At 64.0% G+C, this 24,116-nt stretch carries 25 protein-coding genes; 8 read left to right on the top strand and 17 right to left on the bottom strand.

Annotation, left to right across the window (positions count from 1 at the left end; genetic code table 11):
• Positions 1-123 precede the first annotated feature (123 nt).
• The 5 genes from BDOA9_RS35820 to BDOA9_RS35800 all read left to right on the top strand — a co-directional run bounded on the left by BDOA9_RS35820 (position 124) and on the right by BDOA9_RS35800 (position 5,413).
• Positions 124-1,560, top strand: a complete 1,437-nt coding sequence (locus tag BDOA9_RS35820; RefSeq protein WP_025038728.1) for an ABC transporter substrate-binding protein — start codon at positions 124-126, stop codon at positions 1,558-1,560.
• Between the two features lie 62 nt (positions 1,561-1,622).
• Positions 1,623-2,546 (top strand): carbohydrate ABC transporter permease, encoded by a 924-nt coding sequence (locus BDOA9_RS35815; protein ID WP_192859685.1) that lies wholly within the window; start codon positions 1,623-1,625, stop codon positions 2,544-2,546.
• Positions 2,543-3,382 (top strand): carbohydrate ABC transporter permease, encoded by an 840-nt coding sequence (locus BDOA9_RS35810; protein ID WP_025038726.1) that lies wholly within the window; start codon positions 2,543-2,545, stop codon positions 3,380-3,382. The genes BDOA9_RS35815 and BDOA9_RS35810 overlap by 4 nt, the downstream gene beginning before the upstream one ends.
• Before the next feature lie 10 nt (positions 3,383-3,392).
• Positions 3,393-4,499 carry an ABC transporter ATP-binding protein gene (locus tag BDOA9_RS35805; RefSeq protein ID WP_025038725.1) on the top strand — a complete coding sequence of 369 codons (1,107 nt, stop codon included), beginning with the start codon at positions 3,393-3,395 and terminating at the stop codon, positions 4,497-4,499.
• A gap of 23 nt (positions 4,500-4,522) precedes the next feature.
• Complete coding sequence (locus BDOA9_RS35800) at positions 4,523-5,413, top strand: SMP-30/gluconolactonase/LRE family protein (protein ID WP_025038724.1); 891 nt, start codon at positions 4,523-4,525, stop codon at positions 5,411-5,413.
• A gap of 45 nt (positions 5,414-5,458) precedes the next feature.
• Here the strand turns inward: BDOA9_RS35800 and BDOA9_RS35795 are convergent, their stop codons facing one another.
• The 5 genes from BDOA9_RS35795 to BDOA9_RS35775 form a co-directional block, all read right to left on the bottom strand.
• The gene (locus BDOA9_RS35795) at positions 5,459-7,312 is read right to left on the bottom strand and encodes a TRAP transporter large permease (protein ID WP_244521653.1); all 1,854 of its coding nucleotides are present in this window, start codon (positions 7,310-7,312) and stop codon (positions 5,459-5,461) included.
• A 35-nt stretch (positions 7,313-7,347) separates the two neighbouring features.
• Positions 7,348-8,373 carry a TRAP transporter substrate-binding protein gene (locus BDOA9_RS35790; RefSeq protein ID WP_025038722.1) on the bottom strand — a complete coding sequence of 342 codons (1,026 nt, stop codon included), beginning with the start codon at positions 8,371-8,373 and terminating at the stop codon, positions 7,348-7,350.
• 184 nt (positions 8,374-8,557) lie between these two features.
• Positions 8,558-9,568, bottom strand: a complete 1,011-nt coding sequence (locus tag BDOA9_RS35785; RefSeq protein WP_025038721.1) for a transketolase family protein — start codon at positions 9,566-9,568, stop codon at positions 8,558-8,560.
• The gene (locus BDOA9_RS35780) at positions 9,565-10,416 is read right to left on the bottom strand and encodes a transketolase (protein ID WP_025038720.1); all 852 of its coding nucleotides are present in this window, start codon (positions 10,414-10,416) and stop codon (positions 9,565-9,567) included. The genes BDOA9_RS35785 and BDOA9_RS35780 overlap by 4 nt, the downstream gene beginning before the upstream one ends.
• A 23-nt stretch (positions 10,417-10,439) precedes the next feature.
• A complete protein-coding gene (locus BDOA9_RS35775) occupies positions 10,440-11,189 on the bottom strand; it encodes an SDR family NAD(P)-dependent oxidoreductase (protein WP_025038719.1) in 750 nt (249 codons plus the stop codon).
• A 110-nt stretch (positions 11,190-11,299) separates the two neighbouring features.
• Between BDOA9_RS35775 and BDOA9_RS35770 the strand changes: the two genes are divergently transcribed.
• Positions 11,300-12,196: a LysR substrate-binding domain-containing protein gene (locus BDOA9_RS35770; RefSeq protein WP_025038718.1), complete on the top strand. Its 897-nt coding sequence runs from the start codon at positions 11,300-11,302 to the stop codon at positions 12,194-12,196.
• A 79-nt stretch (positions 12,197-12,275) separates the two neighbouring features.
• Here the strand turns inward: BDOA9_RS35770 and BDOA9_RS35765 are convergent, their stop codons facing one another.
• The 12 genes from BDOA9_RS35765 to nac all read right to left on the bottom strand — a co-directional run bounded on the left by BDOA9_RS35765 (position 12,276) and on the right by nac (position 21,972).
• Positions 12,276-13,025, bottom strand: coding sequence for an ABC transporter substrate-binding protein (locus BDOA9_RS35765; protein ID WP_445291844.1), 750 nt, complete (start codon positions 13,023-13,025; stop codon positions 12,276-12,278).
• A gap of 144 nt (positions 13,026-13,169) precedes the next feature.
• Positions 13,170-13,946 carry an amino acid ABC transporter ATP-binding protein gene (locus BDOA9_RS35760; protein WP_445291840.1) on the bottom strand — a complete coding sequence of 259 codons (777 nt, stop codon included), beginning with the start codon at positions 13,944-13,946 and terminating at the stop codon, positions 13,170-13,172.
• On the bottom strand, positions 13,943-14,707 hold the full coding sequence (locus tag BDOA9_RS35755) for an amino acid ABC transporter permease (RefSeq protein ID WP_042337055.1): 765 nt from the start codon (positions 14,705-14,707) through the stop codon (positions 13,943-13,945). Before BDOA9_RS35755 ends, BDOA9_RS35760 begins: the two co-directional genes overlap by 4 nt.
• 1 nt (position 14,708) lies before the next feature.
• Positions 14,709-15,410 (bottom strand): amino acid ABC transporter permease, encoded by a 702-nt coding sequence (locus BDOA9_RS35750; protein ID WP_025038714.1) that lies wholly within the window; start codon positions 15,408-15,410, stop codon positions 14,709-14,711.
• 13 nt (positions 15,411-15,423) lie between these two features.
• Positions 15,424-16,191 carry an SDR family oxidoreductase gene (locus BDOA9_RS35745; protein ID WP_025038713.1) on the bottom strand — a complete coding sequence of 256 codons (768 nt, stop codon included), beginning with the start codon at positions 16,189-16,191 and terminating at the stop codon, positions 15,424-15,426.
• An 83-nt stretch (positions 16,192-16,274) separates the two neighbouring features.
• Complete coding sequence (locus tag BDOA9_RS35740) at positions 16,275-17,066, bottom strand: LamB/YcsF family protein (RefSeq protein ID WP_025038712.1); 792 nt, start codon at positions 17,064-17,066, stop codon at positions 16,275-16,277.
• The gene (locus BDOA9_RS35735) at positions 17,063-17,488 is read right to left on the bottom strand and encodes a hypothetical protein (RefSeq protein WP_025038711.1); all 426 of its coding nucleotides are present in this window, start codon (positions 17,486-17,488) and stop codon (positions 17,063-17,065) included. The genes BDOA9_RS35740 and BDOA9_RS35735 overlap by 4 nt, the downstream gene beginning before the upstream one ends.
• A complete protein-coding gene (locus BDOA9_RS35730) occupies positions 17,485-18,471 on the bottom strand; it encodes a 5-oxoprolinase subunit C family protein (RefSeq protein ID WP_025038710.1) in 987 nt (328 codons plus the stop codon). The genes BDOA9_RS35735 and BDOA9_RS35730 overlap by 4 nt, the downstream gene beginning before the upstream one ends.
• Positions 18,468-19,127: a 5-oxoprolinase subunit PxpB gene (gene pxpB / locus BDOA9_RS35725; RefSeq protein ID WP_025038709.1), complete on the bottom strand. Its 660-nt coding sequence runs from the start codon at positions 19,125-19,127 to the stop codon at positions 18,468-18,470. Before pxpB ends, BDOA9_RS35730 begins: the two co-directional genes overlap by 4 nt.
• Positions 19,124-20,476, bottom strand: coding sequence for an acetyl-CoA carboxylase biotin carboxylase subunit (gene accC / locus BDOA9_RS35720; RefSeq protein ID WP_025038708.1), 1,353 nt, complete (start codon positions 20,474-20,476; stop codon positions 19,124-19,126). Before accC ends, pxpB begins: the two co-directional genes overlap by 4 nt.
• A 4-nt stretch (positions 20,477-20,480) precedes the next feature.
• Entirely contained in the window at positions 20,481-20,921 is a 441-nt protein-coding gene (locus BDOA9_RS35715; RefSeq protein WP_025038707.1) for an acetyl-CoA carboxylase biotin carboxyl carrier protein, read from the bottom strand.
• Positions 20,922-21,033: 112 nt separating this feature from the next.
• Positions 21,034-21,972 (bottom strand): nitrogen assimilation transcriptional regulator NAC, encoded by a 939-nt coding sequence (gene nac / locus BDOA9_RS35710; protein ID WP_025038706.1) that lies wholly within the window; start codon positions 21,970-21,972, stop codon positions 21,034-21,036.
• 172 nt (positions 21,973-22,144) lie between these two features.
• Between nac and BDOA9_RS35705 the strand changes: the two genes are divergently transcribed.
• Positions 22,145-23,353, top strand: coding sequence for an aspartate transaminase (locus BDOA9_RS35705; RefSeq protein ID WP_025038705.1), 1,209 nt, complete (start codon positions 22,145-22,147; stop codon positions 23,351-23,353).
• A gap of 27 nt (positions 23,354-23,380) precedes the next feature.
• Entirely contained in the window at positions 23,381-24,046 is a 666-nt protein-coding gene (locus BDOA9_RS35700; RefSeq protein WP_025038704.1) for an RraA family protein, read from the top strand.
• The last annotated feature ends 70 nt before the right edge of the window (positions 24,047-24,116 follow it).

Here is a 24,116-nt window from a genome sequence, read left to right as displayed (position 1 = left end):
GTTCGGCGCCGTCCGAGCCGGTACCGGCTCAGATGCGGTCGGCTGACTGATCGGCCGAGACCACGTGAAAGCGCTCGAAAGCCAGTTTCGGCTTGCGGACGTTCAGGGGAAGAGGAGGAAAGTATGAAGTTCAGAACGATTCTCAGCGCAGCCGCCGTTCTGGCGCTCACTGGTGGCTCGGCGCTCGCTGCTGACAAGGATGCAGCAGACATCGCGGTCGAAGCCGCAAAAAAGTATGCGGGCACGACGATCAGCATCGTTTGGGAGGCGGGCCTCCAGTCGCTCGATCCGCTGAACTACTCCGGGCCAAAGTGGGAGAAGCTGACCGGCGTCAAGGTGAAGGTCGTCGAGGTGCCGACCGACCAGATGTTCACCAAGATCATGCAGGATTTCAAGTCAGGCGCCGGCGCGTATGACGCGCTGAACGTCATTCCGTCCTGGATGCCCGATCTTGCGCGTGCCGGCGCGCTCGAGCCGCTCGACAAATACGTCGACAAGTTTGGCTACCGTGACGAGCTGCAGGACATCGCGGCCGCCTATCGCGACAACCAGATGCAGTATGACGGGAAGATCTACGGCTTCCCGGATGATGGCGACGTGATGTTGCTCTACTACCGAAGGGACATCTTCGAGGATCCGAAGATGAAGGACGAGTTCAAGGCTAAGTTCGGCTACGAGCTGGCTCCGCCAAAGGACTGGAAGCAATTCGACGAGATCGGTCAGTTCATCACCGACAAGATGGCGCCCAAGGTTTACGGCGCCGGTTTCTTCCGCACCGCGCCCTACCCGCAATACATGTTCCAGGAGCGCTTCCGCATGGAGGGCGGAAAGTTCTTCAATGCCGACACCATGAAGGCGACGGTGAACGGCGATGTCGGCCTCAAAGTCTTCAAGCAGATGCTCGCGGAAAACAAATTCATGCCGCCCGGCGTGGAGCAGTGGAATTTCGTCGACAATCTCGCGGCATTCCTCCAAGGCACGACAGCGATGACGATCTCCTGGCCGCCGTACGGCCGGTGGGCCGCGGGTTATGGCTCGGGCGAGGAAGCGTTGAAGTGGGTGCCCAAATCGCAGGTCGCCGGCAAGGTCGGTTATGCGCTCACCCCGCTCGGGCGTCCGGAACTTGGCGTCGGCTTCGACCTGTCGGTGTCGGCAACCAGCAAGAACAAGGAGGCCGCTTACCTCTTCATCCAGTGGCTGAACAGCAAGAAGACGAGCCTCGAGCGCGTCCAACTTCCCTATACGCTCCGCGACCCGTTCCGATTGTCGCATTACGCGAGCGAGAAATACCGTTCGCTCTGGCCTGACGCTGCGGCGTATCTCGACACCATCAAGACATCGGGCGAGAAGGGCCTGCTCGATCTCTCGCTACTGCAACAGGACAAGTACGACGAGGCAATGACCAAGGCGATCTCGAGCCTGTGGGCCGGCGAAGATCCCAAGGCCATTCTCGAGCGCATGGCGCAGCAATTCGACGCGATCACCGAGAAGGTCGGCATCGAGAACCAGAAAGCCGTCTACAAGGTCTGGGCCGCAAAGCCCGGCGCCTACCCGCAATAACTGACTGGATAACGCACGGGAGGCGTCGCCCTCCCGTGCGTTGCCGTGTTTCCGGACTGATGATGACAGTTTCTGTGAGCCTCAATGGCGCCGAGCAGCGCCGCCCCAGTCGCTTCGGGCGCATGCTCGAGGACCGCCTGCCCTATCTCATCGTCGCGCCGGCCATTCTGATCCTCCTCCTAGTCGGGTTGTTTCCCCTGATCTACTCGCTGATCGTGAGCTTCCAGCGCATCACGATGACCGAGAACGACACGTCGTTCGTCGGCCTCTTGAACTATGCGGAGCTGTTCAGGGATACCCGCCTCTGGGCTTCGCTCGGTCATACCGCCATCATCACCGCGATCGCCCTGCCCCTGGAGCTGCTGGTCGGCTTCTTGATGGCGCAGCTCTTCATCGATGGTATGCCGGGTCGACAGATCTTCGTCGCGCTGCTGGTGCTTCCGACGGTGATCTCTCCGATCGTCGCGGGTGCGACCTGGCGTCTGATGTTTGACGTCCGCTTCGGCCCGATTGGCCAGATCCTGAGTTTCTTCGCCGGCGAGCCGGTCCGGATCCTTTGGACCGTCAATCCCGCCTACGTCTATCCGGCGATCATCATCTGCGAAGTCTGGCAGTGGGCGCCCTTCATGTTCCTGCTCCTGCTTGCAGCCCTGTCGAACGTCGACCAGTCGCAACTCGAGGCTGCGGAGATCGACGGCGCGTCCTACCTGCGCGTGCTTCGTGCAATCGTTCTGCCGGCGATCGCCCCCGTGATCGCCGTGGCCTGCCTGATCCGCGGCCTCGACCTCGTCCGCATCTTCGACATCATCTGGGCCCTTACCGAAGGCGGGCCAGGCTCGATGACCGAGACCGTCTCTCTTTACACCTATGTGCAAGGCTTCTCGCAATTCGAGACTAGCTACACAGCCGCGATTTCCTTCCTGGTAATCGCGCTGCTGACGCTGATCACCACCCTGGTCCTCAAGCGCATGGAGCTTACGCGATGAGGATCGGCAGGCTTCCGGCAAAAAAAGCCCGCATTCTCGCCGTCCGCTATCTCGGCGCCGGCATAGTGATCCTGCTGTTCCTGTTTCCGGTCTACTGGCTGTTCATGATTTCGTTCAAGACGCCGGATGAGATCTATCATGTGCCGCCCCTATGGATCCCTGAGCAGATCCAGTTCTCGAACTATTACGTCCTGTTCAAGGATGGTGACGTCCTGGCGATCCTGAACAGCTTGATTGTCGCCGGCGTCAGCTCCGGCATTGCGATCGTGCTGGGAACGCTCTGCGCCTACAGCCTCGCCCGGTATGGGACTGGCGGCGAGAACCTCGCGATGTGGATCATCTCCCAGCGCATGATCCCACCGATTGCCGTCGTCTTTCCGATCTTCCTGATCTACGTCCATTTCGGTTTGGTCGACGGCTACTTCGGCCTGATCCTGCTCTACACGGCATTCAACCTTCCCTACGTTATCTGGATGATGCGCGGCTATATCGTCGACGTTCCGCTGGAGCTCGAGGAAAGCGCCCTTGTCGACGGCCTCAATCGCTGGGAGGTGATCTGGAAAGTCGTCTTCCCAATGGTACGCCCCGGGCTGATGGCGACCTCGGTCTTCACCTTCGTGTTCGCCTGGAACGACTTTCTCTTCGCACTCGTGCTGACGCGTACCGAGGTCATCACCTTCCCGGTCATGTTGACGCATTACTTCGGCGGACAATCGAATTTCTGGGCGAAGATCGCGGCGATGTCGGTGCTGGGGACGTTGCCGATCTTCGTTGCGGTCTCCGTGATGCAACGCTATCTCGTGCGCGGGATCTCCCTGGGCGCAGTCAAGGGTTAGGGAGAATAGAGTGGCTGATGTCAAGTTGTCCGGCGTGCATAAATATTACGGCAATGTGCACGCGGTTCGCGGGGTGGACCTTTCCATTGCCGACGGCGAATTCGCAGTTCTGGTCGGTCCGTCCGGCTGCGGCAAGAGCACGCTCTTGCGAACCATCGCAGGCCTTGAGGATCCGGACGACGGAACGATCACGATCGGCGGTGCTGTGGTCAACGATCTGCGCCCACGCGAGCGCAACATCGCGATGGTATTTCAGAACTACGCCCTCTACCCCTATCTGACCGTCAACGAGAACATCGCCTTCGGTCTTCGCGCACGGAAGACTCCCGAGATCGAAATCAGAAAGCGGGTCGGTGAAGCCGCCGAGATGCTCGGCATCGGCAATCTCTTGCAGCGCTACCCGCGCCAGCTGTCCGGTGGGCAGCGCCAGCGGGTCGCCATTGGCCGCGCCATCGTGCGCAAGGCGGATCTGTTCCTGTTCGACGAGCCGCTCTCGAATCTCGACGCGCAGCTGCGCGATGAGATGCGGAGCGAGATCAAGCGTCTGCATCACGAGATCACGACGACAATGATCTACGTCACCCACGACCAGGTCGAGGCGATGACGCTCGCCGATCGCATCGTGCTGCTGCGCGACGGAAAGATCGAGCAGCAGGGAGCTCCGCTGGAGCTGTTCGAGCAACCCCGCACTGGATTTGTTGCCGGCTTCCTTGGGTCTCCGTCGATCAACCTCATCCCGGCGACCCTCAAAACGTCGGGAACTGCTGCAGAAGCCGTGTTTAAGTCCGGCGGTTCGCTGACACTTCCGCCCGCGAAAGCCGCATTGCTGAGTGGCGCGGAGGAGCGACAGGTTCTCGTCGGCATTCGTCCCCAGCATTTCAGCCGGGCTGGTGGCGGCGGGCCTCTCCGCGAAGGAGTGGTCTCATATTCGGCCACCGCCGATCTCATTCAACCGACAGGGACGCGCACATTCACCACTATCAAGATCGGCGGCGTGGATGCCGTCGCCGAGTTGCAGGCTCACGACGTCACCAACCATGGTGAGCGGATCGAGCTCGCTATTGATCTCAATCGCGTAGTGCTGATCGATCCGGCCAGCGGCCTGGTCATCGCGTAGCGCAGCCAGAACGGGAGGGAAGAATGGCATCGAGGCTCTTTGTAACCGAAATCGGAGCGCCCGAAGGCCCGGTGTGCCTGCCGGACGGATCGATGTATGTGACGGAAATGTCCGCTGCCACCCTTTGCATCACGAGGCTGGATAACCGCGGCAATCGCCGGGTGATCCGCACCACCGGCGGGCGCCCGAATGGATTGACCACCGATGGCCACGGCCGGATCTGGGTCGCGGAAGCAGGTCTAAGGGCTCTGATCTGCATCGATCAGGGTGGAAACGAGATCCGGCGCATGCAGGGCGAAGGTGCCGACCGCTTTTTGTTCCCGAACGACCTCTGCTTCGGCCCGAACGGACTGCTCTATATGACTGATTCAGGCATGGCAGCCGAGGATTTCATCAACGGACAGGCCTTCGTCGACGGCTACATGGACCTCGATTGGGACGGCCGTGTCTATGAGATCGATCCGGCAGTCATGAAGGTTCTGCGCGTCCTCGATCGCAAGATCCGCTTCACCAACGGCATTGCTTTCGGCCCCGACAATCACCTCTATGCCAACGCGTCCTTCACAGGTGAAGTTTACCGATACGACGTCCTCGGCGAAACTGCACCAAAACGCGTGGTATTCGGCAACGTCCTCCAACCGGATACCAACCCCGATTTCAAGGGGCCGGACGGAATGGCCTTTGGCACGGACGGCCGGCTTTATTGCACGGTCTACAACCAGAAGAACGTCACGGTTCTGAACCGCGAGGGTGAGGTCGTCGATCGCCTGATCCTGGACGGCCCCCAGCCGACGAACTGTGCCTTCACCCTCGAGGGCAGGAAGCTGCGCGTCACCGAAGTTGGCAGGGGCCAGGTCGAGGAGATCGATATGCCATGCGAAGGTCTGCCACTGCATCTGCCGAAATTCACCTGACGAACGGCCTCGCGGCTTGTCGCGCGAGGCCCTCTCACCACGACCTCAAAGGAAGCCGATTGATAGCCAGGGAACGGCGGCCACAATCAGGGTCCCGATCAGCAAGGCTAGCATGTAGCCAACGATCGGCTTCATGCCCTCATCCGGGTTGATGCGGCTGATGGCACAGGCCGCGTAGTAACCGACCCCGAACGGCGGCGCGAACAGTCCGATGCCCATGGCGAGGACGACCACCATTGCGTAGTGGACATCGTGCACCCCGACCTGCCGCGCGATCGGGAACAGCAGCGGGCCAAACAGCACGATGGCCGGGATCCCTTCGAGCACGCTGCCCAGGATCACGAAGGTCACGATCGTGACCGCCAGGAAGACAGGGACGCCGCCGGGAAGGCTGGTCATGAACTTGGCAAGAGAGGCAGAAAACCCCGACTGAGTCAGCGCCCAGGCCATTCCCGTCGCCGCGCCGATGATGAGCAGAATTGCCCCGGACAGCGAGGCCGTCTCGACCAGCATCGGATAGATCCGGCGCCAGTCGAATTGGCGGTAGATGAAGAGACCCGCACAGGCTGAGTAAAGGATGCCGATGGTCGAGACCTCTGTGGCGGTCGCAACGCCCTCGACGACGGCAGTCCGGATCACGAATGGCAGTGCGATAGCAGGGACCGCGATGACAAAGGCGCGGCCAATCTGCTGCCCCGTCGCCCGCTTGACGTGGGACAGATCTTCGCGGCGATATCGCCACGACACCACGGCAGCGAGCATGACAGCAAGAATAACGCCCGGAAGCAAGCCGCCGGTGAACAATGCCGAGATCGAGACGCCGGTCACCGAGCCGATCGTGATCAGAACGAGGGACGGCGGGATCGTTTCGGTCTGAGCGCCGGTTGCGGCCAGGAGCGCGACGAGATCGCCCGGTTTGGCCCCGCGCTGCCGCATTTCTGGAAACAGTACCGGCGCCACGGCGGCCATGTCCGCCGCCTTGGAGCCGGAAATGCCCGAAACCAGATACATTGCGCCGACCAGCACATAGTGCAGTCCGCCGCGCACGTGGCCGAGAAGGCTCGCGAGAAAGCCTACCATCGCGCGGGCCATACCCGTCATCTCGATCAGAAGGCCAAGAAAGACGAAAAGCGGCACAGCGAGCAGGATCAGGTGGCTCATGCCCTCGTCCATCCGTCCAATCATCACCACATCGGGAGTGCTGGTTGTCAAGGCGAGATAGCCGACGGTGGCGAGGCCGAATGAAAACGCAATCGGCACCGCTGCAAACACCATCGCGCCGACGATGAATACGAAGAAAATCAGAAGGTTCAGATTTCCCAACGGCTTCAAGACGGGAGCGAGCAGAACAAAGGTCGCGATGATGCCTACGACGATCGCCAGGGATACGAGCAAGTTGCGCAGCCTCGCGATGCGGGTAAGGCGGAGGATCGCGGCGATCAGCATCAGACCGAGCCCGATCGGCAGCGCCGCCGCACGCCAGCTGTTGGCGATCTCGAGCGCCGGCGTGGTGACGAATGCCTCGTCGGCCGCGAATTCATAGGCTGGCCATACGACGAGCGCAAGGAATGCCAGCGATGCCGCGGCGGCCACGACGTCCAGGAACGCTCGGACTTCAGCACTGAGAATCCCGACGATGGCGGTCATCCGCATATGCTCGCCCCGCTGGAACGCAATCACGGATCCAAACATGGCGAGCCAGAGGAAGAGGATGCCGGCAAGTTCATCCGACCAGACGATTGGCGAACGGAACAGGTATCTGGCTACGATCCCTGCGGACAACACTGCGACTTCAGCCAGCACGAGTAGCGCTGCCGGTATAGCAACGGCGTGACCGAGCACCGTGTTCGCTTTCACTATCCAACTGAGCGAGCCTGCGTGAGACGCGCCGGCCGCCATACCGGCATCTGCGTGCGGCGTATGGGTCACGCTGGTCATGATAACTGGCCCGCGGCTTTTTCGAGCTGCGACCAGGCCTCTTCGCCGAACTTGGCTTTCCAGTCTGCGTAGAAACTTGTCTTCGACAGCGCCTGGCGGAACGCGGCGCGATCGACGTCGATGAACTTGAGCCCCTTGGCGGAGAGATCGGCGCGCAGTGACTGGCTGAGCTTTGCGATGTCGGCGCGCTGGTCGATGGCAGAGCGGTCGAGCTCGCGCGTCACGATTTCCTGTACATCCTTCGGCAGACGCTCGAAGGCGCGCTTGTTGCCGAGAATCCAGTAACCGTCCCAGACGTGGCCGGTCAGACTGCACGTGCTTTGCACTTCGTAAAGGCGCGCGGTCGCAATGATTGGTAGCGGGTTCTCCTGCCCATCGACGACCTTGGTCTGCAGCGCCGAATAGACTTCGTTGAAGTTGATCGGCGTCGGCCCGGCTCCGAGCGCCTTGAAGAGCGAGGTCAACAGCGGGGCAGGCGGAACACGGATCTGGAAATTCTTCAGATCATCCGGCGTGCGCACCTCGCGGCCGGACGAGGTCACCTGTCGAAAGCCGTTATCCCAGGCCTTCGACACGGCCATGATCGGCGTCTTGGCGATCTGCGCCCGAATGTAGGTGCCGAGGTCGCCGTCCATCGCCTTCCACACGCTGTCGTAGTCGGCGAATGCGAAGCCGGTGTTCACGATGCCTGCGCTCGGCACCAGGGTGGCAAGAATGGAGGAAGATTGATTGAAGAACTCGACGCCGCCGCTACGGACCTGGGTCAGGAGCTCGGTGTCGGAGCCGAGCTGGTTGGCCGGAAACAGCCTGATCTCGAGCCGGCCGCTGGTCGCCTCGCGGATACGGTCGATCGCTTCCTGCGCCCGAATGTTCACCGGATGCGTCGGATCCTGTCCGGTCGCGAACTTGTACACGAACTCGGCAGCAGATGCCGGCCGGGTCAGAATCCCGCAGAGAGGTACGGCCGTGGCCGCCATCAACAACGAACGGCGGCTGATGCTTCCTGGCTTCGAGACAGTCATGTATTCCTCCAGATCCTGCTTTGATTTACTGCCCGCTGCAAAGCCGGCATACGGTGTTCGGGCATTTCGCCCTCCGGCTCTCGTCCGCCGGCGTTTGGGCAAGAGGCATCGTTTGCCGCCGCAACATGCGGCGGGCGTAGGTCCTCACAGAGGCTTGGCTTGGTTGGCGCCTAGCGGCGGCAGACTAAAGCCACTGCTTGATCTGCCTTGCGACCTCTGCAGTGGAAATCCCGTAGCGGTCGTGCAAGGTCGGAAGTGCGCCGGCGTCGAGAAATTCATCCGGCAACGCAATCTGGCGGAAAGGCGGATGAACGCCTGAACGCATGAGGAGTGCGGCAATGGCCTCGCCAAGCCCGCCGATCATCGTGTGGTTTTCGGCAACCACGACGAGGCGGCCCGGCTTGCCGGCGTCCAGCAAGATCGTCTCGGTGTCGAGCGGCTTGATTGTCGGAACGTGCAACACCGCGGCATCCACGCGGTCATCCTGAAGCGCTTGCACGGCCTCGAGCGCACGCATCGTCATGATGCCCGATGAAATGATCAGGACGTCCTTCCCGTCACGGATCAGCTTGGCCTTGCCGAGCTCGAACTTGTAGTCGTATTCTTCCAGCACGACCGGTACCTGGCCGCGCAACAGGCGCATGTAGACCGGTCCCTGATGCGCCGCGATGGCAGGCACCAGTTGCTCGATTTCATGGGCATCGCAGGGATCGATGACAGTCATGTTCGGCATGGCGCGGAACAGCGCGAGATCCTCGGCGGCCTGATGGCTCGGACCATAGCCCGAGGTCAGGCCCGGCAACGCGCAGACGATCTTTACGTTGCGGTCTTCTTCCGCGATCGTCTGGTGGATGAAATCATAGGCCCGCCGGGATGCGAACACAGCATAGGTCGTCGCGAAGGGCATGAAGCCTTCTGCGGCAAGGCCGGAGGCAGCGCCGAACAGAAGCTGCTCGGCCATGCCCATCTGGTAATATCGGTCCGGAAATTCCTTGGCGAAGATGTGCAGGTCAGTGTATTTGCCGAGATCGGCCGTCATACCGACCACCTCGGAGCGGCTACGTGCGAGCGCGACGAGCGCGTGCCCGAACGGCGCTGGTTTCGTCTTCTGTCCCTCGGCAGCGATCGAGGCGATCATGGCTGAGGTAGTCAGGCGCGGCTTGCCCGGCTGCGGTGCTGATCTGACGGTCTTCATGCCTGCCTCCCGGCTTCCAGCGCGGCAAGCGCCAGTTGCCATTCGTGCTGCTCGACGCGGATGAAATGGTTCTTCTCGCGCTGCTCCAGGAAAGGAACGCCCTTTCCCATCAACGTGTCGGCGACGATCATCCGCGGCTTTGGCTCGGGATGTGACTTGGCCGTATCGAATGCTGCGATCACCGCATCCAGATCGTTGCCGTCGATACGTTGCACGAACCAGCCGAAGGCTTGAAGTTTCTCGACCAGCGGCTCGAATGCCATGACCTGGGTGGACGGACCGTCCGCCTGCTGGTTGTTGACGTCGACGATGCCGATCAGATTGTCGAGCCCGTAGTGGCCTGCCGACTGGATCGCCTCCCAGACGGAGCCTTCATCGAGCTCACCATCGGAGAACAGTGTGTACACCCGCGCCTCGGATTTCTTGCGCTTGAGGCCGAGGCCCATGCCGACAGCAATGCTGAGCCCCAGTCCGAGGGAGCCACCCGACATTTCCATTCCGGGCGTGTAGGAGGCCATGCCCGACATCGGCAGCCGGCTCTCGTCGCTGCCATAGGTTTCGAGTTCCTCTTCAGGGACGATCCCCGCCTCGATCAACGCTGCGTAGAGCGCGATGGCGTAGTGCCCGTTTGAGAGCAGGAAGCGATCGCGCTCCTCCCAGGCCGGATCTTCGGACCGATACCGCATTGCGTGAAAGTAAGCCACCGCGAGAACGTCTGAGATGTCCAGCGCCTGTGCGATATAACCCTGGCCCTGGACCTCACCCATGCGCAAGGCGTTGCGGCGGATGTTGTAGGCGCGATCCGCCAGGGTAGGTGTATTGGTCAGTGTCTTGGTGGAGGTTTCCATTGATCTGGACCTTGTCTGGTGCGTCAGTGGATAAGCATGCCGCCATTTACGTCGATCACGGCGCCCGTGACATAGGCGGAAAGATCCGACGCCAGGAAGGTGTAGATGCCAGCGACGTCTTCCGCCGTCCCAAGACGATTGAGTGGAATGCCTTCGAGGATTTTCGTCCTCATATCATCGGTCAGCTTGCCTGACGTGATATCAGTGCCGATCAGGCCCGGCGTGACGCAGTTGACACGAATGCCATCCGGACCGAACTCCCGGGCCATGGCCTTGGCGAGACCAAGGACGCCGGCCTTCGCAGCAGAGTAGTGCGGGCCGCCGAAAATTCCCCCACCGCGCTGAGCCGAAACCGACGACATGCATGCGATCGATCCGGACTTCCGGGCGCGCATGTGCGGAATGGCTGCCTGGGAGAGGAACAGAACGCCTTTCAGATTGACGTCCTGAATGCGATCCCAATCGGCCGCCGAAATCTCCAGGAGCTTCACCGGCTGAGTAATGCCGGCATTGTTGATCAGGATGTCGATACCACCGAATGCCTCGACCACGCTTACGACAGCCCGTTCGCAGGATGACTTGTCAGCGACGTCGCAGCGTAAACCGAGGTGCTCCTTACCAAGAGTGGCCGCCGCACCCGCAGCTGCTGCGGCGTCGATATCCAGAATGGCGACCCGAGCACCCTCGGCGGCAAACCGGCGGGCCGTTGCAAGCCCGATCCCGCGCGGCGAAGCCGCACCCGAAATGATGGCCGTCTTACCGCTGAGCAGCATCTGTTCCTCCCTCAAATTATTCTTGCTTGCCAAGATTACGAATGACCTGCGCCACTAAAACGGACAAGCGCATAGTTGTCACGGATCGATGAATCTGGTTCACTTATGAAATGCTTTCAAATGTCCCAATATCGGCAATTCGCGTGTTTGAAGCTGCCGCCCGCACGGGATCCTTCCGCGATGCGGCGAATGAGCTTCACTTGACGCCGAGTGCGGTCAGTCATGCGATCCGCAAGCTTGAGGATACGCTTCGGACGGTTCTGTTCGAGCGCAGCACGCGCTCGGTGCGATTGACGCCTGAGGGCGAAAATCTGATGCGTCACACCGGAGCCGCCTTCGATCAACTCCGCCGCGGGCTCGAAGAGGTCGCCGCACGCGGACCGCAATTGGTACGCGTCCACTCCGCGCCGAGCTTTGCTGCGCAATGGCTGGCGCCAAGGCTTTCACAATTTCTCGCCGCTTATCCGAAGCTCGAGGTTCGGCTTGCTGCGAGCACGGAATATGCGCGCTTCAGCAACGACGACTTCGATGTCGATATCGTCTACGGTCCACCGCGTGCGGAGGGTGTCGAAGTTGTTCCTCTCGCCGAGGAGATGGTCACGCCGCTTTGCTCGCCCCCCCTCGCAAAGTCGATAAAAAAGGCTGCCGATCTGCTCGATCGGACGCTGATCCGCTCCGATGTGAAACAGGTGCAGTGGCACCAATGGTTTACCGCAAATGGATTGGAAGCTCCCGCACTTCACGGCATGAGATTCGATCGTAGCTTTCTGGCGATTGCGACGGCGGCCGAGGGATTGGGGGTTGCTCTGGAATCGACCCTTCTGGCTGAACGCGAACTGGCCAGCGGGCGATTGGTTGCTCCATTGGCGAAGCGCGCAACCAATATTCGATATGTTGGTCACCGCCTCATTTACCCGCGCGCCAGCCGACAGAGATCGGCGGTGCGAGCTTTCGCAGAGTGGGTCGTAGCGCAACTCGGAGTCGAGAAACCGGAGTCGTGGCGGTGACATCGAGCTGTCTGACCGAACATCAAGCGGACGGCTGATTTGCGTCGACGGAAGGAGGCACCGATCCCGGCGGCACGGCTCACGGCAGCGGCGTGAACTTGAGCTGGCTGAGCGGCACGACCTTGTCGGTGCGGGTCATCTTGAACTCGGTGGCCGGGCCGAGCCACTTGTCCCAGAGCTGGTTGATCTCGCCAGCCTGATCGAGTGCGAGCAGTGTCTCGTTGACCTTGGCGAGCAGCGCCGGTTCATCCTTCTTCATGCCGATGCCGATCGGCTGCAGTGCCATCGGCTCCTCGATCATCTTCAGCGGCTGGCCGGCGGTCTTGGATTCGTTGACGAGCTTGGTGATGGTCATGGTGTTGGCCACCATTCCGACCGCCTTGTTCTGCTGGACGGCCATATAGGCCGAGCCGGTGTCGACGAAGGTGAGCGGGTCCGACTCGTTCAGCTTGATCGCGAGTTCGGAGGTCGATCCCTTGGTCGAGGCCAGCCGCTTGCCCTTGAAGTCGGCCTTCGTGGCGCCTGGGTCCGAGGCCTTCACCGCCAACATCTCCTTGGCGAGGTAATAGGGGTCGGAGAACTGGATCTGCTCGGCGCGGCCCAACGTGTAGGCGAGATTGGCGACCGTGATGTCGACGCGGCCGAGCTTGACCTCGGGCACTCGCGCCTCGACCGAGAGCGGGCTGATCTTCGCCTCCACGCCCCAGCGTTTGGCGATGGCCCTGCAGAGGTCGACATCGAAGCCCGCCATCTCGCGCGTTTTCGGGTCCGGCGCGGCGAACGGGGTCACGTCAGCAAAGGTGCCGCAACGCAGTTCCTTGCGCTGCATGATATCGGCCAGCTGATCGGCTATCGCCACCGGGGCAAGGCAACTCAGGCCGGCTGCGACAATAGCCGCGCGGAGCACACATTTTCCGATCTCAGTCCCAATCGACATTCCAAACTCCCTGTTTTGCAGTGAAGGCAAGCGTCGTCATCGCGCCCGCAGGTCCGACAAGAAGCGCTGCGCGCGCGGATGCTGGGGCGAGCCGAAGAACGCACTGGGCGGCGCCGATTCGAGCAGGCGTCCGGCATCCATGAACCAGACGCGGTCGGCGACATCGCGTGCGAAATTCATCTCGTGGGTGACGCACATCATGGTCATGCCGTCGCGAGCGAGCCCCCGCATCACCGACAGCACTTCGCCGACCATTTCCGGGTCGAGCGCGCTGGTCGGCTCGTCGAACAGCATCGCCGGCGGCTCCATGGCCAGCGCTCGGGCGATCGCGACACGCTGCTGCTGGCCGCCGGACAGCTGCGCCGGATAGTTCTCCGCCTTGCTGGAAAGCCCGACCCGGTCGAGCAGCTGAAGCGCGATCTCCCGCGCCTTGCTCCGCTTGATGCCGTTCACCTTCACCGGCGACAGCATCACATTGTCCAGCACGCTGAGATGCGGAAACAGATTGAAGCTCTGGAACACGAAGCCGATGCGGCTGCGCAGGTGATTCATCGCCGAGCTGCCTATCTTGGCGTGGACATCCTGTCCGTCGAAGCGCAGCACTCCCGACTGGATTTCCTCGAGCCGGTTGACGGTGCGGATGAGCGTCGACTTGCCTGAGCCCGAGGGGCCGCATACCACCACCACCTCGCCCTTCTTCACCTCGGCGTTGACGTCGACGAGGGCCGGCAGCGAGCCGTAGAACTTGTTGATGCCGATGAATTCGATCATCGGAGCTGCCGTATTGCTCGGGGCTTGGTGCGACATGGTCATGTCCTCGAGGCGCCGGCCGGCGCGGCCGCCAGAGCGGGGGCTGCGACGCCATCCATGGATCGGGCGCGGCGGGCGGCAATCCGGCGCTCGAGCGTGCTGGCCAGCTTGGTAAGAGTCCAGCAGACGATGAAATAGATGATGGCGAGCATGAAATAGACTTCGAAGGGTTTGGTCAGCAGCCGGTTGTTGATCTGTCCCGCCGCGAAGGTCAGCTCCGGTACGTTGATGATGTAGCCCAGCGTCGTCTCCTTGATGGTGGAGACGAACTGGCTAATGATGCTCGGGATCATGTTGAACAGCGCTTGCGGCAGGATCACGTAGCGCATCGCGCCGAGGTGGCTGTGGCCGAGCGCCCGCGCCGCATCCATCTGCCCTCGCGGCAATGCCGTGATTCCGGCTCGTACGATTTCACTGAGGAACGCTCCCTCGTAGATGACGAGGGTGGCGAGCATGGTCACGAAGCCGGGAACGCTCTCGCCGATCAGGAGCGGCAGCAGGAAATAGACCCAGAGGATGATCAGCAGCAGCGGAACGCCGCGCACGATGTAGACCAGCGCCGTCGCCGGCCAGCGCAGCACGGGCCAGGGCGACAGACGCGCGAGTGCCATCGTCACGCTGAGCGGGAACGCCAGCGCAATTCCGAGGATCGACAGGATCAGGGTCGCGGCGATCCCACCGAGCGGACCGTTCGGAAACTGACCGACCAGCAGCAGCAGCCAGTTGTCGCTGACGATGCCTATCATGTTGAACAGGAGCGTCATGTCAGAGCGCTCCCGCCATGCGGCTGCGCCGCTCGAAATAATAGCCGAGCCACATCAGGAGCAGGGAGCATGCGAGGTAGAAGACGGTCGCGATCAGGTAGGTCTCGAAAGCGCGGAAGCTCTGATTTTCGACCTCCTTCACCGCATGTGTGAGTTCGGTGACGCCGATCGCCATGGCAAGGCTGCTGTTCTTGAACAGTGACACCGTGTGGTTCACCAGCGCCGGCATCGCGTTGCGGACCGCCTGCGGCAGCAGGATGTAAGCCATCGCGCCGAGATAGCTGTGACCCAGCGCGCGGGCGGCCTCCCACTGCCCCTTTGGCACGGCGCGCAAGCCCGACCGATGGTCTTCGCTGAAATACGCGGCCTGACAAAGCCCGAGCGCGATCACCGCGAAGATCGCCTCGCCGTTCTGATCGGACAGCCAGACCTGGAGCCGCTCGGGCAGCAGGCTGGAGACGCCGAAGTACCAGAGCATCAGCTGCACCAGCGTCGGCACGTTGCGGTGATAGGCAACGTAGGCCTCGACCAGGGCGTCGGCGATCCGGCCCGGCAGCATTCGAATCGCAAGGAGGGTGATACCGAGGCTCATGGCGAGCAGCCAGGAGCCTGCGAAGATGATGAAGGTCATCTTCACCCCGTGGACGAGCATGCGGCTGAACTCGGGGTTCAGCAGGATCGCCATGAGGTCGAAGCCCTTCATCGCGGCCTCCGCTCTAGGTGACGGCTGGAGGGCTGGCGGGGCGCTCGGGACGGACCGTCGACAGTCCGCCGGGCACCTGCAGGGTCGGTGTAATCTCGATATGGCCGATGTTCACCGCCACCGGCGCGGCAATGGCGAAGGCGATCGCGTCGGCGATGTCCTCCGGCGCGGGCAGCTCGAATCCCTCGATGAAGGCGGCGCGGGTGGCGGCGGAGTCGCCGTGGACGTGCGCGAAGATATCGGTCGCGACCCGCCCCGGGCACACCTCGGTGACGCGAACGCGCTTGCCGAAGGCGTCGATGCGGAGCTGACGGGACAGCATGCTGACCGCCGCCTTGGTGGCGTGGTAGGTCGAGTTGCCGCCGAAATTATACGCGCCGGCGATCGAAGTGATGTTCACGACGTGACCGCGGTCGCGCGCCACCATGCCGGGCACGACGAGGCGGCACAGATGCAGGACGGCGCGCAGATTCACGTCGAGCAGCAGCTCGATATCCTCGGCGTCCGCCTGCAGGAATTTCTTGGGCCGGTCGACGCCGGCACAGTTGACGAGGATGTCGAACTCGACGCTGCCCGCGAGCTTGGTGATGGCGGGCAGATCGCGAACGTCGACGGCATGGGGAATGCAGCCGGTGCGCTCCGCCAGCGCCTTCAGCGGATCGGCGCTGCGCGCCAGCGCGTGCACCTGCAGCCCCTCGCGCGCCAGGCGCTCGACGACGGCGAGGCCGATGCCGGACGAGGCGCCGGTGACGAGAGCCGTCCTGTAGTCGGAAAATGGCATCTGACTCCTCGCTGTTCTCCAGAGGCTACCGATGGAGCAGTTCCGCCGCCAAGATGGAATCACTTTGGCGGGATAAGGTACGCTTATGATCGGCCACGCCCGGGGCTGCCGGTGATCAGGCGCGACACCGGCGCAACCTCCCCGCCGGCGGTCTCGATCGCGGCACGGATCGTCCGGGCGAACTCGACCGCGCCCGGCGTGTCGCCATGCAGCAGGATCGATGTGGCCTGCATCGGCAGCGCCCGGCCGGTCGCGGTGATGACGACGCCGTCGCAGAGCAGGCGCTGCACCCGTTCGAGCACGAGCGCTGGGTCGTGAATGACCGCGCCCGCCGTGCCCCGGGGCACGAGCAATCCGTCATCGTCGTAGGCGCGGTCCGCCAGGAAGGTGGTTGCGACGCGCAGGCCGCAGGCCGCCGCCGCCCCCTCGATGGCGCGGCTGCTCGACGATACGATGAGGAGCTCCCGATCGAACGCGGCGACGGCGCGGACCAGCGGTTCGGCGAGCTTGGCGTTGGCGGCCGCCATGTTGCCCAAGGCACCGTGGAAGCTCATATGGGTCATGCGGTAACCGGCTGCGCGGACGATGCCGGCGAGCGCGCCGAGCTGATAGATGACCATCGCCGCAAGTTCGGTGGCATCAATCTGCATCACGCGGCGGCCGAAGCCCTGGCGATCCGGGAAACCGACATGGGCGCCGATATCGACCCCGCGGGCCTTTGCCGATTCCACGGTGCGCTGCATGATCAGCGGATCGCCTGCGTGAAAGCCGCAGGCGATGTTGGCCGACGAGACGAGGCCGAGCAGAGCATCGTCGTCGCCCATGGACCAGGCGCCGTAGCCCTCGCCCAGATCGGCATTGAGATCGATCTTCATTGGGCGTCACTCCCGTGCGGCTGCAATCCGATCAGCGGTGCGCTGTATCCCACGGTCGCGCCATGCTCGGCAAACTTCTCGACCACCAGGCCGACCTCCGGTGCCGGGACTGGAAGCAAGAGCGGTCCGATCTGGAGGAAGGCGAGCGGCGTGCCGGCGGCGACTTCGGCGCCGACGGCGGCCGATGGTTGCGAGCGCAATGGATGGCGGTCGAGATAGATGCCCGGCACCGGCGCCCGAATGACCTGCGTGGGCACAGTAGCCACCGCCGCCGTAGCTGCCTCTATCATCTGGACCTCGACGCGGGCGCCGTCATGCCGCAGGCGTAGGGTCCCGGCTGGGCCTTTCAGCTCGAGCAGGCCGATGTCAGTCGCCGCGAGGAAGGCGCAAAGCTGGTCGACATGGTCGAGTGGGCTGGTCATCGCACCGCTCCCAGGTTGCAGTAGAGCTCGACCAATCGGCGGGCGTTGGTCAGCCAGCGCCGGGTCGCCGCCAACGCGTCCAGCGCCTCGTCCCAGTTGCACAGCACGAAACGAATCCGGCTGCCGATGGGAGCCTGGCCGAGGCGCCAGAGGTCGGCCTCGATGACGGTGCCGATCTTGGGATAGCCGCCCGACGGCTGCGCATCGCGCATTTGGATGATCGGCTGGCCGCCATGGGGGACCTGGATCACGCCTGGAACAATGCCGTGCGAGCGCAGCTCCATGGGCCGCTGCGGCCTGAGCTCGGGGCCCGCGAGACGATAGCCGTAGCGGTCGCTCTGCGACGTAATCTTCCAGGGCTCGGACCATAGCGCCTCGTGGGAGGACGGCGTGAAGCTGTCGTACTCGGCCGCCGGCAGCACCCGCACGGCGGTCAGCCCGTCCACCTGCAATGGCAGAGCAAGGCCGGGCGGCGTGATGCCGAAGCCTGTCTTGGCGCGACCGCATGTCTCGGTAACCGGCAATAGATCGCCCTCGCGCAGCGGACGGCCTTCCAACCCGCCGAAGGCGCCGCGCAGCTGGGTGCTGCGCGAGCCGAGCACCGAGGGAACATCGATCCCGCCCGCGATGCACAGATAGGCGCGGCAGGCGCGCCAGGTCGCAGCTGAGGGAACGGCGAGCGAGAGCACCTGGCCGGCATCTGCGCGGTGCGCCCACCATGGCAGCACTGGCGCCTCGTCGAGCCGCGGCGCGCAATCCGCGCCGGTCACGGCGAACACCGTCGGACGGGTGAAGCGGACGCGGAACGGAAGCAGCGGTATCTCGAGCGCTGCCGCATTCTCCTCGTTGCGCAGCAGGATGTTTCCGGCGGCGAGCGCCAATGGATCCATCGCACCCGATGTCCCGACGCCGAGATTGAGCGCGCCGGTGCGGCCGAGATCCTGGACCGTGGCGAGCGCGCCGGCCGACAGCACCTCGATCATCGCAGCACCCGGATGGTCTTGAAGCGAATGCAGTCACCGGGCTGCAGCAGCGCCGGCGGCGTGCGCTCGACATCGAAGAACGCGACCTCGGTGCTGCCGATCGTATTCCAGCCGCTTGGCCCATCGGAGGCGGAGACGCCGGTCTGACTGCCGCCGATGGAGACGGCGCCACGCGGGATGCGCAGCACCGGCACTTTCCGCCGCGGCGTCGCGATGCGCTGGTCCATGCCGCCGAGATAGCAATACCCGGGATGACTGCCGAGGGCGTAGACGGTGTAGGTCGGTGCGCTGTGGATCGCGACGATATCGTCGACGCTCAATCCGGTGTGGGCCACGACATCGGCCATGTGCGGGCCGCCGTCGCCGCCATAGACCACCGGCAGATCGAGGCAGCGTCCGGCCGCCGGAAGCGGCTCGACGGTGTGCCACAGCTCGATCAGCCTATGCTCGAGTTGCCCGCGGTGCCGCGGCGGCTCTGCGAACGTGATCATGAGATTGTTCATGCCCGGCACGGCTTCCCGAACGCCCGGCAGAAGCCCCGCCTCCAGCGCCAGGGCCCAGATGCGGCGCTGCGTCGTCAGCGAGGTCTCGCCCGGCGCTTCGAACAGCAGCGCGGTCGTCCCCAACAGGCTGAGTTGCGGCAGGTCCATCGTCATGCCTCGCCGCTCCCGCGCAACTGCTGCTCGAGATGGTGAATGCTGACGCCGCCACCGATGAACGCGGCATCCCTGACCAGGCGCCGGTGCAGCGGCAGGTTGGTCGCGATCCCCTCCACGCGCATTTCGTCGAGAGCGATGCGCAGCCGGTCCAGCGCCTCGGCGCGATTCGTGCCGTGCACGACGAGCTTACCGATCAGCGAGTCGTAATATGGCGGCACGCGATACCCGGCGCTGGCGTGGCTATCGATGCGCACGCCGGGCCCGCCGGGGAGCTCCCAGGCCGTGATCACGCCGGGGGACGGCACGAACGTGTCGGGATCTTCGGCGTTGATCCGGCATTCGAAGGCATGACCGCGGCAAGCGATGTCGCCCTGCGCGAACGGCAGCGCCTCGCCCTGAGCGACACGAATCTGCGCCTCGACGATGTCGATTCCCGCGGTCATCTCGGTGACGGGGTGCTCGACCTGCAGGCGCGTATTCATCTCGATGAAGTAGAACGCGCCATCCTCGACGAGAAATTCGAACGTGCCGACGCCGCGGTATCCGAGCTGCCGGCAGGCCTCCGCGCAGCGCTCGCCGATCTGCGCCAGCACGGCCTGGTCCAGTCCCGGTGCCGGCGCCTCCTCCAGCACCTTCTGGTGCCGTCGCTGCAGCGAGCAATCGCGGCTGCCGAGCCAGACGGCATTGCCATGGGCATCTGCAATCACCTGGATCTCGACATGTCGCGGCCGGCGCAGGAATTTCTCGATGTAGATCTCGCTGTTGGCGAAGCCGCGCCGCGCTTCCTCCCGCGTCACGGCGATCGCATCAACGAGGCCAGCCTCGCTCTCCACCATCCGCATGCCGCGGCCGCCGCCGCCGCCCGCCGCTTTCAGGATCACGGGGTATCCGATCTGCCGCGCGATTGCGCGCGCGAGATCGAGGTCATCGCCGAGCGCCGCATCCGGACCGGGTACGCAGGGAACGCCGGCCGCCCGCATCGCCCGCTTGGCCGCGACCTTGTCGCTCATGACGCGCATCACAGCGGCGGTCGGGCCGATGAAGGTCAGGCCGGCGGCTTCGACCTGCTCGGCGAAACCAGGGTTCTCGGACAGGAAGCCGTAGCCGGGATGGATCGCCTCGGCTCCGCTGACCTCGGCGGCGAACAGCAGCGCCACCTGGTTGAGATAGCTCTGCGTTGCCGCGGCCGGCCCGATGCAGATGGCCTCGTCGGCATGATGGACGTAGGGCGCTTCGCGATCGGCCTCCGAATGGACGACGATGGTGCGCAGCCCGAGCCGCCGGCAGGCGCGCTGAATGCGCAGCGCAATCTCGCCTCGATTGGCTATGAGGACCGAGCCGAACATGGGTCTACCTGATCCGCATCAGTTCTTGCCCCGCCTCCACCTCCTGCCCGGTGGCGACGAGAATTGCGGCGACGGCTCCGTCCCGATCGGCCCTGACCTCGTGAAACATCTTCATGGCTTCGATGACGCACAATGTCGTGCCGGCGGTGATCGCCTGGCCCACCGTAACAAAGGGCGGCGCATCGGGATCGGGCTGCAGATAGGCGACGCCAAACAGCGGCGCGACGACGCCATTCGCTGCGTCCTCGACCGGTGCCGCTTGCGCAGGCTCGGGGCGGCTCGCTCGAAGCGCCGTGGCGGCGACCGCCGGTAGCGCCGGCCGCGAGTCGGCGGGCTGCGGTCGGCGCACCAGCCGCAGCGACATGCCGCCCTCGCTGAACTCCATCTCGGCCAGATCGGAGGCCGCCATGGCGTCAATCAGTGACTTGATACGATCGAGATCCATGCTCCGGCCGTCCGTGGAGGTCGGCGCCCGCGGCGTCGCACCTGTCCGCGAACGCTACCGCCGGCGGTCTTCCCCGACCAAGACGGTTTGGCTTTGCCCATATAAGAGAGCGCTATGACGCTTTCTGCGCCCGCTCCTCGGCGACGACGAGGTTGCCGGGCAGCCCGGCAACGAGCTCGAGCAGGATTTCCTTGATGGCTTGGGCCGGCTCCGACAGCGGCAAATGATCGGACTGGCACAATGCCAGCGGCGCCTCGATGATCGGATCGACGATGCGGGACTGCCAGCCACCGCAGGAGCCCGCCACCTGGCGGGCCATCGATTCCGGCAGGATCGTCGCGCCGAGCCCGTCGGCGATCACCGCCGTCAATGTGCTCGCCGATTCGATTTCCGCGACGACCTTCGGCGCTTGACCGATCGCCGCGAAGGCCTCGTTGACCATCTTGCGCACGACGTTGTAGGGACGGGCGAGATAGAGATCCATGTCGGCCAGCGCCGGCACACTGATCTCGCCCGGCGGGGCCATCATGCTGGCGGGGCCGACGACGTAGAGCTGCTCGCGCAGCAGCGGCACGAATGAGAGGCCATGGACGGCCGTCTTGCCGCCGTAGAGCACGGCGAGATCCATCCGGCCGTTCATGACGAGCTCCGAGAGCGTCGTTCCGTAGGTCTCGTTGAGGTAGAGCAGGATGCCGGGATGGCGGGCGCGCACGGTCCGCAGCAGCGGCAGCGCGAGTCCGGCCGCGGCCGTTCCAGGCGCAAGTCCGACGGCGACCGCACCGGAGATGCTTTTCGCCGCCGCGCTCATATCGGTGCGCGCCTGCTCGCATTGACGCAATATGAGCTGCGCGTGGCGATACAGCACCTTGCCCGCTTCCGTGGGCACGACGCCGCTCTTGGTGCGCACCAGGAGCTGCTGACGGACCTCGCCCTCCAAGGTCGCGAGCTGCTGGCTGAGCGCCGGCTGCGCGACATGAAGCACATCGGCGGCCTGCGTCAGGCTGCCGACGTCGACGATCTTCACGAAATACTGAAGACGCCTCAGATTCACCTTGTCCCTCGGATCGATCGGCGCAGCGGCCTGCCCGGCTGAGCGGCATTCAATGGGGCGCCGAGGAAGAATCCAACCATAAGATATGCCTATCAGGCCAGATTGAACTCGTGTTGGTCAGCGCCGGCGGCTGTCTTTAGCGTCGCACCTCTCCAGACCGGGGTCAATCGCCATGAACCGTTCTCGTATCTCCGCGCGCGTGAGACGCATCAAGCCTTCGCCCAGCACTGCGGCTGCAGATCGGGCGAGCGCTCTCAAGCGAGAGGGCAAAAGCATCGTCAGCCTCGTGGTCGGCGAGCCGGATTTCGACACGCCCGCGCATATTCGCGCCGCCGCCGCCCGGGCGATGGAGAAGGGAGAGACGCGGTATACGGTGCTTGCCGGCACGCTGGAGCTGCGCCAGGCGATCGTCGCCAAGCTGAAGCGCGAGAACAATCTCCTCTACGATCCCGCGGAGATCGTGGTCACCAACGGCGCCAAGAGCGCCATCTACAGCGCGCTCGAGGCGACGCTCGAGGCCGGCGACGAGGTGATCATCCCGGCGCCCTACTGGGTGTCCTATCCGGACATGGTGCTCGCCTGCGAGGGGATACCCAAGCTCGTGGCGTGTCCGGAGAGCCAGGGCTTCAAGATCTCGCCGGCGCAGCTCGAGGCGGCGATCTCGGAGAAGACGCGCTGGCTGTTGATCAACTCGCCATCGAACCCGACCGGCGCAAGCTATTCCGCAGCGGAATATCGCGGGATTGCCGACGTTCTCGCCCGCCATCCGCATGTGCTGGTCATGACCGACGACATCTACGAACACATCCGTTTCGACGGCGAGAGGACGCCGCATCTGCTCAATGCCGCGCCCGAGCTGCGCGAGCGCGTCCTCGCCGTCAACGGCGTCTCCAAGACCTATGCGATGACCGGCTGGCGCATCGGCTGGATCGCCGGACCCGCCGACCTCATCGGCGCGCTGAACACGCTGCTGTCGCAGTCGTCGGGCAATGCCTGCTCGATCAGCCAGGCGGCGGCGGTCGCGGCGCTCACTGGCGAGCAGAGTTTCGTTGGCGAGACCGTCGCGACCTATCGGGCGCGTCGCGACCGCACGCTGGCGCGCATCAACGCCATCCCCGGGCTGAGCTGCCGGCCGCCCGACGGCGCCTTCTATCTCTACGTCAATTGCGCGGGCCTGATCGGGCGGACGACGCCGGCCGGCACTCGCCTCGATAACGACGGTGACGTCGTGATGTACTTGCTGGAGGCGGCCGGCGTGGCCCTCGTTCAGGGTGCCGCCTACGGTCTGTCGCCCTTCTTCCGTGCCTCGATCGCGACGTCGCAGACCGCGCTTGACGAAGGCACGGATCGCATCGCCCGCGCGGTTGCCGAACTGCGCTAACCTGCAATCGATCGAAAGCACCCCGCCATGGCCAATCCCGGAATCGTCAGAAACCCCTCCGCGCCCCAGGTCGAGCCGTCGACCATCGCCAAGCTGCGCACCATCGCGGTGGCGCTGCTCAGCGATCAACTGCACCGCAACTGCGGCAGTATCGGTCTTCGGCCCTACCATGCGCCCGCCCCGATGGCCGGCACCGCCGTGACCGTAAAGACGCGCGGCGGCGACAACCTCGCCATTCTGCGCGCCTATGATTTCTGCCGGCCCGGCGACGTCATGGTGGTCGATGCCGGCGGAGACACCACCAACGCGCTGGTCGGCGGCATCATGACGTTCGCGGCCGCCTCGCTGGGCCTCGCCGGCATGGTGCTCGACGGCGCCATTCGCGACGCAGCCGAAATCGGCGCACGGACGTTTCCCGTTTATGCCCGCGGCGTGAGCCACCGCGGCCCGTACAAGGACGGTCCGGGGGAGATCAACGTGCCGATCACGGTCGGCGGCATGGTGGTCAATCCCGGCGACGTCATCGTCGGCGACCAGGATGGACTCCTCGCCTTTCAGCCTGCCCTGGCCGCGAGCGTCATTGAGAAGGCGCTGGCTCAGCACCAGAAGGAGGAGGCAACGATGCAGGCCATTCGCGACGGCCGCTGGGACCGCTCCTTTGTCGACGTACTGGAAGCGCGCTGCGCGAACTGAATGCCCTTCGCTTTGCCGAAAATTGCGTCGATAGCGTTCGCGCAGGAACTGACGCCGTCTGCCTGCGGAG

Origin of the sequence: Bradyrhizobium sp. DOA9 (assembly GCF_000617845.2) — a bacterium.
Taxonomy (GTDB): Bacteria; Pseudomonadota; Alphaproteobacteria; order Rhizobiales; family Xanthobacteraceae; genus Bradyrhizobium.
The sequence above is the reverse complement of the archived record's forward strand: the minus strand, read 5'-3'. Positions and strand labels throughout refer to the sequence as shown.